The organism is Geothrix campi, from assembly GCF_024609265.1.
GTDB lineage: Bacteria > Acidobacteriota > Holophagae > Holophagales > Holophagaceae > Geothrix > Geothrix campi.
The window spans coordinates 317,068-332,207 of sequence record NZ_JANHMP010000001.1 but is presented as its reverse complement, the minus strand read 5'-3'; the positions used below and the strand labels follow the sequence as shown (position 1 = coordinate 332,207).

At 66.8% G+C, this 15,140-nt stretch carries 13 protein-coding genes; 3 read left to right on the top strand and 10 right to left on the bottom strand.

What is annotated here, in order from left to right:
- Positions 1-33: 33 nt before the first annotated feature.
- The 6 genes from hemL to aroC form a co-directional block, all read right to left on the bottom strand.
- Positions 34-1,290: a glutamate-1-semialdehyde 2,1-aminomutase gene (gene hemL, locus NOV65_RS01660; protein WP_257303666.1), complete on the bottom strand. Its 1,257-nt coding sequence runs from the start codon at positions 1,288-1,290 to the stop codon at positions 34-36.
- Positions 1,287-2,264, bottom strand: a complete 978-nt coding sequence (hemB, locus tag NOV65_RS01655) for a porphobilinogen synthase (RefSeq protein WP_257303663.1) — start codon at positions 2,262-2,264, stop codon at positions 1,287-1,289. Before hemB ends, hemL begins: the two co-directional genes overlap by 4 nt.
- Positions 2,258-2,950, bottom strand: coding sequence for a uroporphyrinogen-III synthase (locus NOV65_RS01650; RefSeq protein ID WP_257303661.1), 693 nt, complete (start codon positions 2,948-2,950; stop codon positions 2,258-2,260). The genes hemB and NOV65_RS01650 overlap by 7 nt, the downstream gene beginning before the upstream one ends.
- Positions 2,947-3,825, bottom strand: coding sequence for a hydroxymethylbilane synthase (hemC, locus tag NOV65_RS01645; protein WP_257303659.1), 879 nt, complete (start codon positions 3,823-3,825; stop codon positions 2,947-2,949). The genes NOV65_RS01650 and hemC overlap by 4 nt, the downstream gene beginning before the upstream one ends.
- Positions 3,822-4,985: an NAD(P)-binding domain-containing protein gene (locus tag NOV65_RS01640; protein ID WP_257303657.1), complete on the bottom strand. Its 1,164-nt coding sequence runs from the start codon at positions 4,983-4,985 to the stop codon at positions 3,822-3,824. The genes hemC and NOV65_RS01640 overlap by 4 nt, the downstream gene beginning before the upstream one ends.
- Before the next feature lie 84 nt (positions 4,986-5,069).
- Positions 5,070-6,194, bottom strand: coding sequence for a chorismate synthase (aroC, locus tag NOV65_RS01635; RefSeq protein ID WP_257303655.1), 1,125 nt, complete (start codon positions 6,192-6,194; stop codon positions 5,070-5,072).
- A gap of 444 nt (positions 6,195-6,638) precedes the next feature.
- On the opposite strand from aroC, the gene NOV65_RS01630 reads away from it, so the two are divergent.
- Positions 6,639-7,790 (top strand): bifunctional GNAT family N-acetyltransferase/hotdog fold thioesterase, encoded by a 1,152-nt coding sequence (locus NOV65_RS01630; RefSeq protein ID WP_257303653.1) that lies wholly within the window; start codon positions 6,639-6,641, stop codon positions 7,788-7,790.
- A gap of 17 nt (positions 7,791-7,807) precedes the next feature.
- On the opposite strand, the gene NOV65_RS01625 is transcribed toward NOV65_RS01630, so the two are convergent.
- On the bottom strand, positions 7,808-9,256 hold the full coding sequence (locus tag NOV65_RS01625; RefSeq protein ID WP_257303652.1) for a glycosyltransferase family protein: 1,449 nt from the start codon (positions 9,254-9,256) through the stop codon (positions 7,808-7,810).
- Positions 9,257-9,270: 14 nt separating this feature from the next.
- Positions 9,271-10,398, bottom strand: a complete 1,128-nt coding sequence (gene rffA, locus NOV65_RS01620) for a dTDP-4-amino-4,6-dideoxygalactose transaminase (RefSeq protein WP_257303649.1) — start codon at positions 10,396-10,398, stop codon at positions 9,271-9,273.
- Between the two features lie 386 nt (positions 10,399-10,784).
- On the opposite strand from rffA, the gene NOV65_RS01615 reads away from it, so the two are divergent.
- A complete protein-coding gene (locus NOV65_RS01615) occupies positions 10,785-11,738 on the top strand; it encodes a glycosyltransferase family 2 protein (RefSeq protein WP_257303648.1) in 954 nt (317 codons plus the stop codon).
- Between the two features lie 30 nt (positions 11,739-11,768).
- Positions 11,769-13,052: a glycosyltransferase gene (locus NOV65_RS01610; protein ID WP_257303646.1), complete on the top strand. Its 1,284-nt coding sequence runs from the start codon at positions 11,769-11,771 to the stop codon at positions 13,050-13,052.
- On the opposite strand, the gene NOV65_RS01605 is transcribed toward NOV65_RS01610, so the two are convergent.
- Positions 13,009-14,049, bottom strand: a complete 1,041-nt coding sequence (locus NOV65_RS01605) for a glycosyltransferase family 9 protein (protein ID WP_257303644.1) — start codon at positions 14,047-14,049, stop codon at positions 13,009-13,011. The two genes, NOV65_RS01610 and NOV65_RS01605, sit on opposite strands and share 44 nt — an antisense overlap.
- A complete protein-coding gene (locus NOV65_RS01600; protein ID WP_257303642.1) occupies positions 14,046-15,041 on the bottom strand; it encodes a glycosyltransferase family 9 protein in 996 nt (331 codons plus the stop codon). Before NOV65_RS01600 ends, NOV65_RS01605 begins: the two co-directional genes overlap by 4 nt.
- Between the last annotated feature and the right edge of the window lie 99 nt (positions 15,042-15,140).

Genomic DNA, 15,140 nt, shown 5'->3' with positions numbered 1-15,140 from the left:
GGCGCGCGGAGAAGTGACCGGCGGCCTTGGAAATCAGGCAAAATCCTTGGCCACGGCGGCCACGGCCTGCTTGAAGTGGGCCAGTTCGGGCTCGCCGTGGGCGGCACCGAGGAAGGCCACTTCGTAGCCGCTGGGCGGCAGGTAGACACCCTGGCCCAGCAGGGCCTTGTGCAGGCGGTTGAAGGTGCTGATGGCCTCGCCCTTCACCGCGTCGCTGCGGCGCACGCCATCCTGGAACAGCGGCCAGAGCAGGCTGCCGTACCGGGGGCAGTGGAGGCCAGGGATGGTCTCGAAGGCCGCGGCCCACTTCGCGGCGTTGGCTTCCAGGTCGGCGTAGAAGGCCGGGGTCAGCTTCTCCATGGTGGCGAGGCCCGCGGCCATGGCCACGGGATTGCCCGACAGGGTACCCGCCTGGTAGACCGGGCCGTCCGGCGCCACGACGCCCATGATGTCCTTGCGGCCCCCGTAGAGGCCGACGGGCATGCCGCCGCCGATGATCTTGCCGTAGGTCGCCAGGTCGGGCGTGATGCCCAGGCGCTCCGCCGCGCCGCCGGGGGCCACGCGGAAGCCGCTGATGACCTCGTCGAAGATGAGGACCACGCCGTGCTTCGTGCAGAGTTCGCGCAGGCGCTTGAGGAACTCGGGACGCTGGAGCAGCAGGCCGTTGTTGGCGGGGATGGGCTCGATGATGGCCGCGGCCAGTTCGTTCCCGATCTCCGCGAAGGTGCGCTCCAGGGTCTCCAGGTCATCGAGCGTGACCACGGAGGTCAGCTCGGCGATGCCCTTGGGCACGCCCGCGCTGGTGGGGGCGCCGAAGGTGATGAGACCAGAGCCGGCCTTCACCAGCAGGCCATCGCTGTGCCCGTGGTAGCAGCCCTCGAACTTGAGGATGCGGTCCCGGCCCGTGAAGCCGCGGGCGGCACGCAGGGCGGACATGACGGCTTCCGTGCCCGAGGACACGAAGCGCATCTTCTCCACGAAGGGCACCATCACCTTGATCTTGCGGGCAAGCGCGAGCTCGCGACGGCTGGGGGCGCCGAAGGTGAGGCCCTCCTGCATGGACTCGGTGACGGCGGCCAGGATGTCCGGGTGGGCGTGACCCAGGATCAGCGGACCCCAGGACATGCAGAGGTCCAGGAACCGCTGGCCATCCTCGTCTTCGAACCAGGCGCCGCTGGCCTTCTTGAAGAACTTGGGCGTGCCACCCACGGCCCGGAACGCCCGTACGGGGCTGGAGACGCCACCGGGGAAGTGGGTCAGGGCTTCCTGGAAGAGGGTGTCGTTGCTCACGAGATCCAGCCTTTCTCCACGGCCTCGCGGCCGGCGTAGGTGACGATCATGTCGGCGCCAGCGCGCCGGATGGCGATGAGGTGCTCGTACATCAGCTGGTCGCCATTCACCCAGCCCAGGCGGTCGGCGGCCTTCACGCTGCTGAACTCGCTGGACACGTGATAGGCGCAGATGGGCGCCAGGGTGCGCTCGCGCAGGCGCCAGATGAGGTCGAGGTTCGGCAGCGCGGGCTTGACCATGAGCATGTCCGCGCCCTCTTCGATGTCGAGCAGCGCGTCCCGCAGCCCTTCGCGGGCGTTGCGGGGGTCCATCTGGTAGGTCTTGCGGTCGCCGAACTTGGGGCTGCTGTGGGCGGCCTCGCGGAAGGGGCCGTAGTAGGCCCCAGAGTGCTTGATGGCGTAGCTGAGGATGCTGGTCTGGGTGAAGCCGTTCTTGTCCAGAAGCTCGCGGATGGCGGCCACCCGGCCGTCCATCATGTCGCTGGGGGAGGCCACGTCGGCGCCTGCCTCGGCGTGGCGGAGGGCCATTTCTGCCAGGATCGGCAGGGTCTCATCGTTCTGCACTACGCCGTTCTCATCCACCAGGCCGCAGTGGCCGTGGCTGGTGCAGCCGCAGAGGCACACATCGGTCATGACGATAAGGTCCGAGCCGAAGGCCTTCTTCAGGGCCTTCACGGCCACCGGCACGACCCCGTTGTGATCGCAGGCATAGCGGGCATCGGGTGTCTTGGAGGAATCCTCCGGCACGCCGAAGAGCAGCACGCTGGTAAGGCCTTTCTTCAGGTCCTTCTCCACCTGCCGCAGCGTCTCCTCCACGCCGGCATTGACGATGCCCGGCATGCTGGCGATCTCGGTACTGCCTGCCTGAGGCACCACGAAGTGGGGCTGGATGAGGTGGCGGGGACGGAGGTCCGTCTCCGCCACCAGGTTGCGCATGGCGGCGCTGGTGCGGAGGCGGCGGGAGCGGTTCAGCATGGGGACTCCTCCTTGTTCAGGTGTTGCGCGAGCATGGCCCAGAGCAGGCCTGGCTTTGGTTCACAGCGATCGTGGGCGGGGGCCCCCGCTTGGGCGAAGGCCTCGGCCGTGGCTTCACCCCAGGCGAACCGCTGCACGTCACGGGCGACGGGAGCCAGGATCTCCGCCTGCAGCGGGCTGAGGGCCAGCACCCCCTCCACTTCCGGCAGGGGCGGGAACGGGTCCCGGGCCACCTCGCGATGGGTGACCCAGGGATGGATCCGCCAGGCGGTCCCGCGCGTCGCCACCTCGAGGTACTCCCGGCTCCGCTCGCCGCGGGCCAGGATGAAGTCCCCACCGTCGGGAAACGTGGTTTGCAGCAGCTCCCACAGGGCCTCAGCCCGGGCTTCGAAAGGCAACCGGACCTCCAGGTCGTCCCGCCCGAGAGCATCGGCCGTGCCGGCGCCCTGCACCAGGCAGAGCATTCCCGCGGGCAGGCGGGGCGCGGCCACCTGGGCCCCCGAAGGGCTCAGCACCAGGAGCGCCTGGGCCTCCGTAAAGGGAATCGGCGGTGGCGCCGTGCACACCTTCAGGCTGGTGAACGCATACGGCACAGGCTCCCAGCCGGCCTTGCGTACCGTGTCCGCCAGCGGGTGCTGGGCGGGCCGGGCCAGGGCTAGGCGGGGGTGGAAGGCCGCGGAGGTCATGACAGGCCGATGCCCTGGAGGACAGCCTTCAGGAGAATCGCATCGTCGGTGCCCCGGGCCTCGGCCCGGCGGAGTTCCCCGTCGGGCGCGTAGGCCGCACGGAGCAGCAGGGTGCCATCCGCCTGGGGCGTGGCCAGGGCGCCCAGAGGCTGCTGGCAGCCGCCGCCGATGCCGGCAAGGACCTTCCGCTCAAGGGTGACGCAGCGGGCGGTCATGGCGTCGTGGAGCTCGGCCAGGGCCTCGATCAGGTCGGGGCGGTCCGCCCGGGCCTCGGCCAGGAGGGCCCCCTGCCCCGGCGCTGAGGGCAGTTCTTCGGGCGTCAGTGGACGCACGGTGAGGCCCGTCAGGTCCAGCCCCAGGCGCTTCAGGCCCGCGGCCGCCAGCAGGGTCCCATGGAGGGGCGCCTCGCGCAGCACGCCATCCCGCACCCGCTGGAGGCGAGTCTGCACGTTGCCGCGGATCCAGGTGAAGCGGGCCTTGGGGAAGAGCTGGCTCAGCACACGCTCCCGGCGCACGGCGCTGGTGCCGATGGTGAGGTCTTCGGGTGCGTCGGGGCGCAGCACCAGCCAGTCGGAAGGATCCTCGCGCTTCGGGATGCACGCGGAAACGATGCCCGCCGGCCGCTCCAGGGAGACGTCCTTGAGGCTGTGGATGAGGAGGTCTGCGGCGCCGGCGGCCATGGCATCCTCCAACTCCTTGGTGAAGAAGCCGCCACCCACCTGCTTGTCCAGGGGGCCCTGGAGCCACTGGTCGCCGGAAGTCGAAAACTTCCGCCAGGACACTTCGTAGCCCTTCGATTCGAGGAACCTCACGAGAGACTCGGCCTGGCCCACGGCCAGGGCGGATCCACGGGTGGCGACGGTGACGTGCTTCATGGCTTGGCTGCCTCTCCGTTCGGGTCCGGTTTGGGTTGGGTCTGGATCAGGGCCCGGAAGGCCAGGGTCCGTCCCCGGGTCAGGATCTCTTTGAGGGCCTCGCGCTGGACCTCGTCCAGCCCCTGCATGGAGTCCTCCAAGGCCTTCACTTCGGCCTCCAGGGCGCCCCAGGCCGAGTCCAGGCGTTCCTGGGCAGAGGCCAGGTGACGCTTGTGTCCCCGGGCGTGGGCCCGATGGCGCAGGCGGCCCGCAGCGCCCACGAGGAAAGCTTCAGCTTTCGTGGCCGCCTCGGCCCGCTGGGCCCGCGCGGTGGCGGTCTGGGCGAGGAAGGCCGACAGATCCACCCGGTGGACCCAGGGCAGCTGCTCCAGACCTGGCTCGGAATCAGGGGGCAGGGCCAGATCCAGGATGCGCAGAATTGGGCGCTTGAGGGTCTGCCAGGCTTCCAGTGTGAAGATCGGTTCGGGAGCGGCGGTGGCGCTCACAATGGCCTGGAAGCCGGCGGGATCCCGCTGGAGCTTGGGCAGATCCACCACCGCGAGGCCCAGGGGATCTGCCAGGTCATGGGCCTTGCTCCGGGTACGGTTGGCCACGGAGACCTTGAACCCGCGCTCCGGCAAACGCTCAGCCAGGTACTGGGTCATGGGGCCGACGCCCACCAGCGCGATGGAGGAGCCTTCTGGAAGGCCTTCGCACAGATGCTTCAGGGCGACCGTGGCGACGCTGACATTGCCATCGGCCAACCCCAGGCGTGATCGAAGTCGCTGTCCCTCGCGAATCACGTCCTCGAAGACGGCCTGGGCCTCGTCGCCGGCGACACCCACCTGGCGGGCCTGTTCGAGGGCGTCCTTCATCTGACCCGGGATCTCGCGATCACCCAGGTTGGCGGATTCCAGTCCGGCGGACATGGCGAGCAGATGGACCCAGGCATCCTCCCCCTCGTAGCGGCGCACGCCGGGTCCTGGATCGATGGCTCCAGCGTCCCCGCCCCAGACCATCCAGAGCACCCGCTGACAGGTGGCCAGGTAGACGAGCTCCCGGGCACCGGAAGTGCGCTGCCACTCCCGCAGACGCGTCGGCACGCCATCCCGCACCACGTGCTGGGCCACCAGGTCCAGGTCGTGGATGGGAGCGTGGAAACTGAGGAGGACGGGTTCCATATCGGATCCGATTGTCAATTGGCCTGGAGGAGGCAAGGTCATCAGTTCGTCATGCGACCGCGAACGTGGCGGTCATCACAACAATCATCTCGGGAACAGTGCCTCGATGGCGTCCCAGTTCCATTCCTCGGCGGGAGCCACCGAACCCTCCCGGAGGGCCTGCTGGGTGAGCCAGGCATCGTAGACCACCAGGGCGCACATGGCCTCCGCCACGGGCACGATCCGCGGGGCGATGCAGGGATCGTGGCGTCCTTTGGTGGAGATGTCGGCCGCATGGCCTTCGCGATCAATGGTCCGCTGGGTTTTCGAGATCGAACTGGTGGGCTTCACCGCCAGGCGCACCACCACGGGGGCGCCGGTGCTGATGCCTCCCAAGGTGCCCCCGGCATCGTTCTTGAGCGGTCCGCCGGGCCCCAGCGGATCATTGTTCTCGCTGCCGCGGCGCCGGGCGCTTTCGAAGCCTGCACCCAGTTCCACGCCCTTCACCGCACCGATGGACATGCAGGCCAAGGCCAGCAGGCCATCGAGTTTCCCGAAGGCCGGGTCTCCGAGGCCCACGGGCAAGCCTTCGATCCAGACCTCGCAGACGCCCCCCACGCTGTCGCCATCGGCGAGGGCAGCCTCCACGGCGGACCGCTGGGCCGCAAAGGTCGTGGGATCGGCCACCCGGAGGGGGTTGGCTTCCACGAAAGGCCATTCCACCGCCGTCCCGGCGATGCCGGCGATCTCCCGATTGAACCCGCGTACCGTCACACCCAGGGCGGCGAGCTGCTGCTTGGCCCAGGCGCCGGCCGCCACTCGGGCCAGGGTTTCCCGCCCACTGCTGCGTCCCCCACCCCGGGGGTCGCGGATCCCGTATTTGCGGTCATAGGTGAGGTCCGCGTGACCGGGCCGGAACAGCTCCGAAATGGCCTTGTAATCGCCGCTCCGCTGGTTCTCGTTGAACACCGCCAGGGCGATGGGATGCCCGGTGGTGCGCCCCTCGAAGACGCCACTGAGCACCTGCAGGCGATCCGCCTCATTCCGTGGCGTCACCAGGTCCGACTGGCCCGGCCGCCGCCGGTCCAGCTCCTTCTGGATGGCCTCCAGATCGAACGGGAGCCCGGGCTTCACGCCGTCCATCACCACTCCCACCGCGGCCCCATGGCTTTCACCAAAGGTGAGGATGCGGAAGGCGCGGCCGAAGGACGAAGGGGAATCGAAAAGCATCCCCCCAGTCTACCTGCGTCCAGGCGCTCTTTCTTCGCCGTCCCGCCGGGACAGGGGAGGTTGAACCCGAAGGTCGGAGGCACCGCAGGGGTCCACCATCACCGGGACCGCCGTTCGGGCTACTCGATACCACCAGCGGTCCAGGGCCAGGCCTGGAATAGCCTTCGGGGTAGCGAGACCCAAGGACTGAAGCCCAAAGTCCATTCCAAGTCTCCGCGGAGCCTCGGGGTCCCCTTCCTGAGGCCGGTATTCCCGGTAATGCCTGGTCGACAGAAAGCAAAGGGATTCCGTACCATTCAACGGTTCCCTTCCAAAGAAGGATGAGATCGCCCAGAGGTCCAACGGAGAACCCAGGTGACCTTCACCACGACGCGGTTCGACGCCGACCTTTTTCAGGTCCATTCTCATCCATAGTCGTACCGATTCCGTGTTGTGGAGAATCTCATGAGCCCTTCCGCCTTCTCGCTTTCCCCCGCCCCACTTGAGGGCCATCGATTCGGAATGAAGGTGTTCCGGGGAACCCTCGAGACCCTGGACGGCAAGGCTCTACGAGCATTTCTTCTGGATCAGGAAGCGGACTTGGCCATCATTCGGACTCCCGGGGATGGGCAGACTGTCGCGACTCAATTCGAACGTGCGGGATTCCCCTTCCTCCACGCCGACGTCCTTGTCTACTACGAGATGGACCTTACGACCTTCGAACCGAAGAGCCTCAGGAACCCGGGGCTCGAGTTCGTGCTTTGCGGCAAGAGCCTACAACCGGAACTCTCCAAGCTGGTGGAGACCATATTCTCCGGCTATCGGAATCACTACAACGCCAACCCCTTTCTTCCGGCGGACCGGATCTTGGAGGGATTCCAGGAGTGGGCCGTGGAATATGGGAGCGGCGAGGTGCCCGACCGCTGTGCCTGGCTCGTGCGCCGAGACGGGCAATGGGTCGCCTTTGCGACCTGCAGCGAGGCGGGTAACACCTGCGAAGGCGTGCTCTACGGTGTCCACCCCGACCATGCCGGTGGTGGTCTCTACTCTGACCTGATCAGGTTCACACAGGCCCACTACAAGGCGAAGGGGCTCAGCACCATGAAGGTGAGCACCCAGATCCACAATCTGGCTGTCCAGAAGGTCTGGAGTCGCGAAGGATTCACCCTTTCCCAGTGTCTGCACACCTGGCACGTCAATTCCATGCTGACCTATACACAACGTCCCGTGGTCGAGCAGGAATTCCTGGTGGACGATGCCGCCATCCAGGCCTATGGGCAGGCAAGCGGGGACTTCAACCCCATCCATTTTGATGACGGGGCCGCGATGAAACTCGGCCTTCCGGGACGGATCGCCCACGGGCTCCTGGCTACTGGGTGGATTTCCAAAGTCCTGGGCATGGAATTCCCGGGACCTGGCACCTTATTCCAGGGTTATCGCTACCTTTTCCTGGCACCGATGTTCCCCAGTCACACCTACCACCTACGGTTGAGCACGCTTCACGTGGACCGGCGGGGAGCCTGGAAATGCCTGGGGAAGATCACGGACCAAGATGGGACCACGGTCCTGCTCGCCTATTTGGACCTGATGCTCAGGGCTTCGGCGGCCCAAGACTAGGCCCTCAACCTCGGCCCTCAGCCTCTGAGTCGATCCAGACCTACACCGACTTTCTCCAGGAACCCCAAGGGCCATTTCGACAGTCTCGGATATCGGAATGGGTCGCGTCCCAGACCGGCCAAAGTCCTATCCAGAATCCCCTCCTCCACCGGAACCCGGCCGGACCATGGCCGAGGCGTGAAGGCCGACTTCTGCAGAGTCAACATCGATTCCCGCCAAGGCTCGGAAAGGTGGATCTCGACGGCCTTCCTCAATCGTCCACCGACTTCAAGCCTGCGCGCTCGGCTCTCCGCCAGAGCCTCCACCCTCTCCGCGAATCCCTCCGGATCAGGAGAGCCAAACAGGCTTCCCGGAAGGTTCGGCCAATCGGAATAGAAGATTCCGAGTTCGTCGGGATCAGGCTGGAACGCCACCACCGGGGTGCCGATCAGGATGTTCTCGAGCAATGACGTGGTGGAACAGAACGGAAAACTGTCGATGTATATATCCGCCGCGGCCCGATAGAGGTCGGGTTTCCGAATGATGCCAAGTGCCTGCACCCTCCCTGGGTGGCGCCGGGCCAGTTCCGTGAAGACGGGATGTTCCGGATCGGGGCCTATGGCGATCAGGCGATGGCCCGGGTTCCGGAGCACAAGGGAAAGAGGCTCGAGCAGTGACCGGCCTTCCACCGGCAGGTACTTGTAACCGGAGGCCAGGGTGAGCAGCACCACCTCGGCCTCGCCAATGCCCAGAGATTTCCTCGCCTCGCCCCGATCCATCTGAATCGGTTCGGTAAGCGGCAGTGGCACGTACCCGCACATCGCGGGATCAATGCCCCGTCTGTGCACCGCCAGTTCATTCCCGCCCCTGCGCCCTCCGAGCAGAAGCGCCGGCAGTGAGGCCCCCAGCCAAGCCACGTGATCAGCATGATTGAGGAAGCAGAGGTCGACGCCTCGCGCTTGATGCCCTGCTGCCACGGAGACCGCATCGTCCGGGTGGATATGGAATACCACGCGCCTCGCGGATTGCATCAGGGCGAGCAGGGTGGCGACCTTGTCGAGTCTCGACCGGATGCCTTCGCGTTCGAAATCGAGGAGAGGAATTCCTCCCCCAGAAGGAACGACCCAATCCGCGGCCACCGGTTCCCTCTGATCGACCAGGACGACTGCGCACGGCTCTGGGTGCATGAGTTCCATCCACCTCTGAGCGAGTCGGGTATGACCTCCGGTCTCGTAGGCGGTGGTGAGGACATGGAGCGTCCGCCCCTCGACACTCGCTGGATTCAACCGCGGCCTTCCGCCTTCCAGCCCGGGCCCCTCCTTGAGTGCCCGTTCCACGCTGGGCAGGGCGAATGCACCTCCGTGGGCCATCCAGGCCAGGTTGGCGGCAAACCCGGCAAGTTCCAGGATCCGGTCACCTGACGCGGAGACGAGACCATCCTCCAGCCTCCGCTGGAGGGCCTGCGCCAGCCGCAGGCGGCGCACCATGGTTGGCTGGGAACTCATTTCCGGAAGAAGTCCAGCACGCCGTCGACGACCCGTCCCTGCTCGGCCTCGGTGAGGTCGTGGAAGAGTGGGAGACGGAGGAGGCAGTCGCTGTAACGGTCGGAATTCGGAAGGGACCGGCCATCGTGCTTGTCCTGGAAGTACGGGCTCCGGTGGAGGGACTGGTAATGAAAGACCGCCATGATCTCCCGGGCCTTGAGGTGGGCGATGAGATGGGCCCGGGTGGACTCGTCCGGCAGGATCAGGTAGAAGGCATGGGCGTTGTGGCCCGCATAGTCCGGTACCACGGGAAGGTGGGCCCAGCCCGAGCGTTCCAGGGGGTCGAGGGCCTCGCGGTAGCAATGCCAGAGGGCCATCCGATGCTGGCAGATCGCCTCCAGATGCTCGATCTGGGCCCACAGGATGGCCGAGAGGATGTCCGAAGGGAGGAAGGATGAGCCGATGTCCACCCAGCCGTACTTGTCCACCTCACCCCGGAAGAAGGCGCTGCGGTTGGTACCTTTCTCCCGGATCACTTCCGCCCGGGACACGAAGGCCGGGTCCCGAAGGGCGATCAGGCCGCCCTCGCCACAATGGATGTTCTTCGTCTCGTGGAAGGAGAAGGCGCCGAGGTCCCCGATCAGGCCCAGCTGGCGACCCTTGTAGGTGGCCTCGATGGCCTGGGCGGCGTCCTCGACGACGAAGGCCCCCTGCCTGGCCGCCAGGGACATGATGGGGTCCATGTCTACCGCGACACCGGCGTAGTGGACCGGAACGATCACCTTGGTCCTTGGTGACAGCAGGGCCTCTACCTGGGCCGGGTCCAGGTTGGGCTGGTCCGGCAGGCTGTCCGCGAAGACCAGCTTCGCGCCCCGCAGCGCGAAGGCGTTCGCGGTGGAGACGAAGGTGAAGCTCGGGAGGATGACCTCGTCGCCGGGCCCGACTCCAGAGAGGATGGCCGCCAGCTCCAGGGCATCGGTGCAGGAGGTTGTCATCAAGCAGCGGGAGGCACCGTACCGCTCTTTGAGGAAGGCCTCGCAGCGCCTGGAGAAGGCCCCGTCGCCGGAGACCTTGCCCGATCGGAAGGCCTCGGTCATGAGCTCAGAAGCCCGTTCAGGAAGGATGGGACGATTGAAGGGGATCACGGGGTGGGCTCCATTCAAACATGGTAAGGGCCAGCCCCGCGGATCACCAAGCAGCCGGTCGCCGCCTGGAGCGAAGTGCGTGAGCGCCAGGCCATCGCCGGGGCCGTTCCGACAGGCCAGGTCTCCGACTCGGCCCAGCCCAAAGGCCACACCCCAGGCGCCAATTCATGGGGCTACTTCCACCGTGCGGAGAGACCAGTCCGCTGCCTGCGTCAGCGAGGCCATGCGCGCCCGATCCACCGGCGAACTCTAGGCTCTTCATCGCGAAGGGCACGTCCACGGACAATCTCCGGAAAACCAGCCTATTCTTGTCAAACCAAAGAATGATGACGCTGGAGTTTCAGGATGATGGCTAGGACACCGCCGGTGACCGGCAGGGAGCATCGATGACCAGGGATGGCCGGGCCGGGGCCACTCCTGCCGTCGGAATCCTGGTGCTGAACTACCACCAGCCTGATTCCACTCTCGCCTGCATCCAGAGCCTCCTCGCCCATGAGGGGGAGGAGACGCGGATCCTTTGGATCGAGAACGATGCAGGGTCGGCTCCCGGAGTGCCGGAAGCCCTCCTCGCCAGCCACGGAATCCGTTACCGGAAGCTGTCGGCGGAGGACGGGGCCCTCCCGGAGGCCGGCCAGATCGGCTTGCTGGAGATCCCGGAAAACCTGGGTTACGCCGGTGGAAACAATGTGGGGCTGGCCTACCTGGCCGACCACGACGTCCCGTACGCCTGGGTGCTGAACAACGACACACTGCTGCTCGAAGGTTCCTGCCTGGACTTGGTGGAAGAGGCCCGGCGGCAACCCGACGTGGGCCTCTGGGGCACAACGGTGGCCACTGGTCGACGGATGATCGTCGGAGGCCGCCTCGTGCCACCTACCTTCCACACCGAAGTGCTGGTGGACCCCGCGGGTCTCGACGACCCGCTTGCCTTCATCAATGGCTGTTCCGTCTTCATGCGCGTGGCAGACGCACTCTCCGTGGGAGGCATCCCTCCCCACTACTTCCTGTACTACGAGGATGTGGCCTTCTCCCTGCTTCTGCGGCGCCAGGGAAAGCTCCTCGGGTCGAATTCCCGCGTGGTGGTGGCGCACGAGGAATCCCTCTCTTCGGGCCTCCGCAGCGCCGTGGTCGAATACTACAATCGCCGGAACCGCTGGTTCCTCATCCAGGAGTTCTTCCCCGCGCACCTGCGCTCGAACCAGCGCCGGCTCGCGTACCAACTCCAAAAGTACCTCTTCCGTTTCCGTTTCAAGCGGGCCTGGCTGGAGTGGGCCGCCTACCGGGATTTCAAGATGCAGGCTCATGGCCGCTCACTCCGTGACCTCCGGGGCCGCACCTAAGATGAGATCCACAGCTTCCGAGGAATGGCGATGTCCATGCGGTCCTGGTTGAAATCCTTCGAGCGGACCCGGCTGCGGCCTTGGAGCCGGTCCCTGAAACGCCTGTTCGCACCCCGCCGTCTGGCGCCCCCCGATCTCCGCCTGGGTGAATGGGCTACCCTCCAGGCCGCCCTCCCCGATCCAGGGCTTCCTCGCCTGGCCCTGCTGTCCATCCTGCCCCCGATCCCGAACGGCGTGGCCTCCTTCGCCGCCCGGTTTTTCGCCGATGCGCGCTGGCGGTTGGACACTTACGCCCCCCTGCCCTTTGAATCGATGGAAGGCCTCGATCGTGCTCAGGGGGCGCCCCACCGGCGATTCTTCCCCACCGAAAGTTGGGACCGGATCCTTCCGCCCACCTCTTACCAGGCCGTTGTAGTCGAGGCAGGCAACAGCCCCCACCATGTGCCCACCCTCCGCGCCGCCTCCCGAGCCCAGACTGGGCGCGTCTGGCTGCACCTCCACGAAGCCCAGGCCATCCGCTTCTGGACAGGATGGTTTGAAGAGGATGCCCGGGCGGTGTTCGCCTTCTACCGCGAGCACTACCCCGATCGGGCTGCCTTCCTGGGTGACCTCTTCGGGGATCCGGGGCCCCAGGCGCCCTGCGGCATCCGGCCCCTGGCCCTGCTTAGCCGGGCGGAACGCATCCTGGTGCACAGCGACTACTGCGCCCGGAAGGTCCGGGAGGATCTGGGCGACCTGAACCTTCCCATCGATGTCCTGTTCCATCCTCTGCCTCCTCCCCTTGCCGCCCATCCGGAACCGGCCGAGGCGCCTTTGCGAGTGGGACATTTCGGTGGCCTCAGCGGCGGCAAGAGCATTCACACGCTCCTCGCCGCCTTGGATCGGCTCGCTACTACCCAGGACGTGCGGCTGATCCTGGCGGGATTCGGCGCGGGCCGATATGCACGGCGCCATCGGCTTGCGGCGCGGCGCCCCTGGCTCGAGGTCCATGACGCTCCGTCGGACGGGCAGCTGGAGGCGCTCATGGCCTCGGTCCACGTCGCCGTGCAGCTCCGGCCCACGAACCACGGGGAATCCTCAGGCGTGGTGAGCCAGCTGCTGGGCATGTCCCGACCCCTGGTGCTTTCGGACATCGGCAGCTTCCCGGAGCTGGGCCCGGTGGCCGTCTATGTCCCGCCTGATGTGGGAGCGGAGAGCCTGGCCCAAGCCATCCTCCAGGCCCGGACCCGCCCGGAAGCCGCCTCCGCCTCGCTGCGGGCGCGACAGAGCCCTAGCGCGTTCCGGGACCGCCTGATGGAGCTGATGCTGCGGTGAGGCTGCGCTGCGTCTCGAGGATCCGGTCGAACATCGGTCCGGTTTCGAGCTGCTGCATGCAAGCGTGGGTCTGAATCCGGCAATCGAACCGCATGCAGCCGAGGCAATTCAAGCCAGCCTTCTGGAAGACCCTGACATTCGGTCCCTGCGGGGCCGTGACCTCGGGCAGAGTGGGCCCAAAGGCCACCAGGGTGACCGTGCCGCTGGCTGCCGCCAGGTGCGACAGAGAGGAATCATTTCCCACCACCGCCAGGGCATCAGCCACCAGCGCGGCGCTGACACTCAGGGAGGATCTGCCACAGACCACGTTGGCCTGAGGGCGGAGCGCCAGGATCCCCCGTCCCTGGGCCCGATCCTCTTCTTGTGGCCCTCCCAGCACCAGGGCCGGAATCCCCTCCCGCTCCAGCCGGTCCAGCAGGTCCACCATCACCGGGGTCCCCAGGCGCTTGTTCCAGTGCTTGGCCCCCAGTGCCAGCACCACGTAGGGGCCATGAATGCCGAAGGCCTCCCTCAGGGCCGAGGCCTGGTCGAAGGCCTCCCCGCTGGGCCGAAACCGGCAGGGAGCTCCCTGTGGCAAGGCGGGGAAGGCCTTGGCAATCAGGTTGCCATAGCGATGCATCTGATGGCCCGTCTGCCCCTTGAAACGCAGGCTGGTGGTGGCGAGGAGACCACCGCCACCCTCGCTCCAGCCGACGCGGACCGGCGTTCGGGCGAGGAAGGCCGCCAGCAGGGCCCGAGAGCTCCGGGGCAGGTTGATGACCCCTTCGGCCCGGAACTGTCGAAGCAGCTTGGCCATGTCCCATGCCCGCAGGGGTTCCGGATCGGCCACGCAGGCTGCGAAGGAGCCACTGCCCTCGAACAGCTCCATGACGTTCGCCGGACCCCAAGCCACGAGGGGGCTCCCCAGGCTCCAGAGCGGGCCCAGAGCCTGGTGGATCATCACCGCGTCGCCGATGAACCTCGGCATCCGCACCCAGAAGGCACCCGGAGGTATCACGTGCGGGCCTCCGCCATGAGGGCCTTGAGCAGGCCCACCACGCGGTCCGGGTGGACCCGGTGGGCGACGGAGCCGTGGGTTTCGAACCCTTCGCTTTCCCCGGGATAGGAATCCACCGCCGAGCCCCGGATGGCCACCGCCATGGGACCCACCGGCGCGATCAGTGGCTCCGGCGAATGCCCCATGAGGGTGAGGGTGGGCCGACCCGTGGCCGCCGCCGTGTGGGCCAAACCCGTATCAATGGCCACATTGCCGGCGGCCTCCTCCTGAATCGCGCAGGCCTCGGGCAGGCTCGTCTTCCCGGTGAGATCCAGAGACCCTGGCGCGAGGGCCGCGATCTCTTTTCCCAGGGCGACTTCGTCGGGGCCCCCCAGCCAGACACAGCGGAACCCTTCGGCCGACAGGCGGCGGGCCAGCTCCGGCCAGGTCCTCGTCTCTGGAAACCAGCGTTTGACATGGCCCCGGGTGCCGAAGGCAAGGGTGACGTAAGGCTCGCCTCTCCATCCTGCGGCCTGGAGGAGGCCAGCCCCCCCCACACCGCCGAGGTTGTGCCGCCCGAGGCGGACCCATTGGAGGTGGCGCTGGCCTGTCAGCTGCTCCAGCAGTGGCCCGTACCTCTGAGCGAGGTGGATGGGCAGATCACGGTATTTGAAGGGATGCGTGTACAGCAGATTCAGGTGGTTGTCTGAAATGCCGCCTCGGATGGGAACCCCGGCCATCCAGGCACCCAGGGCCAGTCGAACGCTCTGACTCAGGTTGATGACACAGACCGGTGGGGCTTTTCGCCAGCGCCGCAGCAGGTGCCAGGGATCAGGCTTGCCGATGCCTCCGCTTTCGATGACAGATTCTGCGATGAACGCCGACGCCGCCTCGGAGAAGAGGGCGGCTCCGATGGAATGCCCGACGGCTACCCAGCGCAGGGACACACCCAGAGAGACTGCCTCGGCATTCCAGGCCGCCTGCAGCGAACCGAAGAAGGGCAATGCGAACACCACGTCCCCCAGTTGCCGGGGCCAGCGGATCCAGACCTCGTGGGGCCCAGCGTGCCCGTCGGCAGCACGCCTTCGCAACTCTTCCCGTAGAATGTCCGT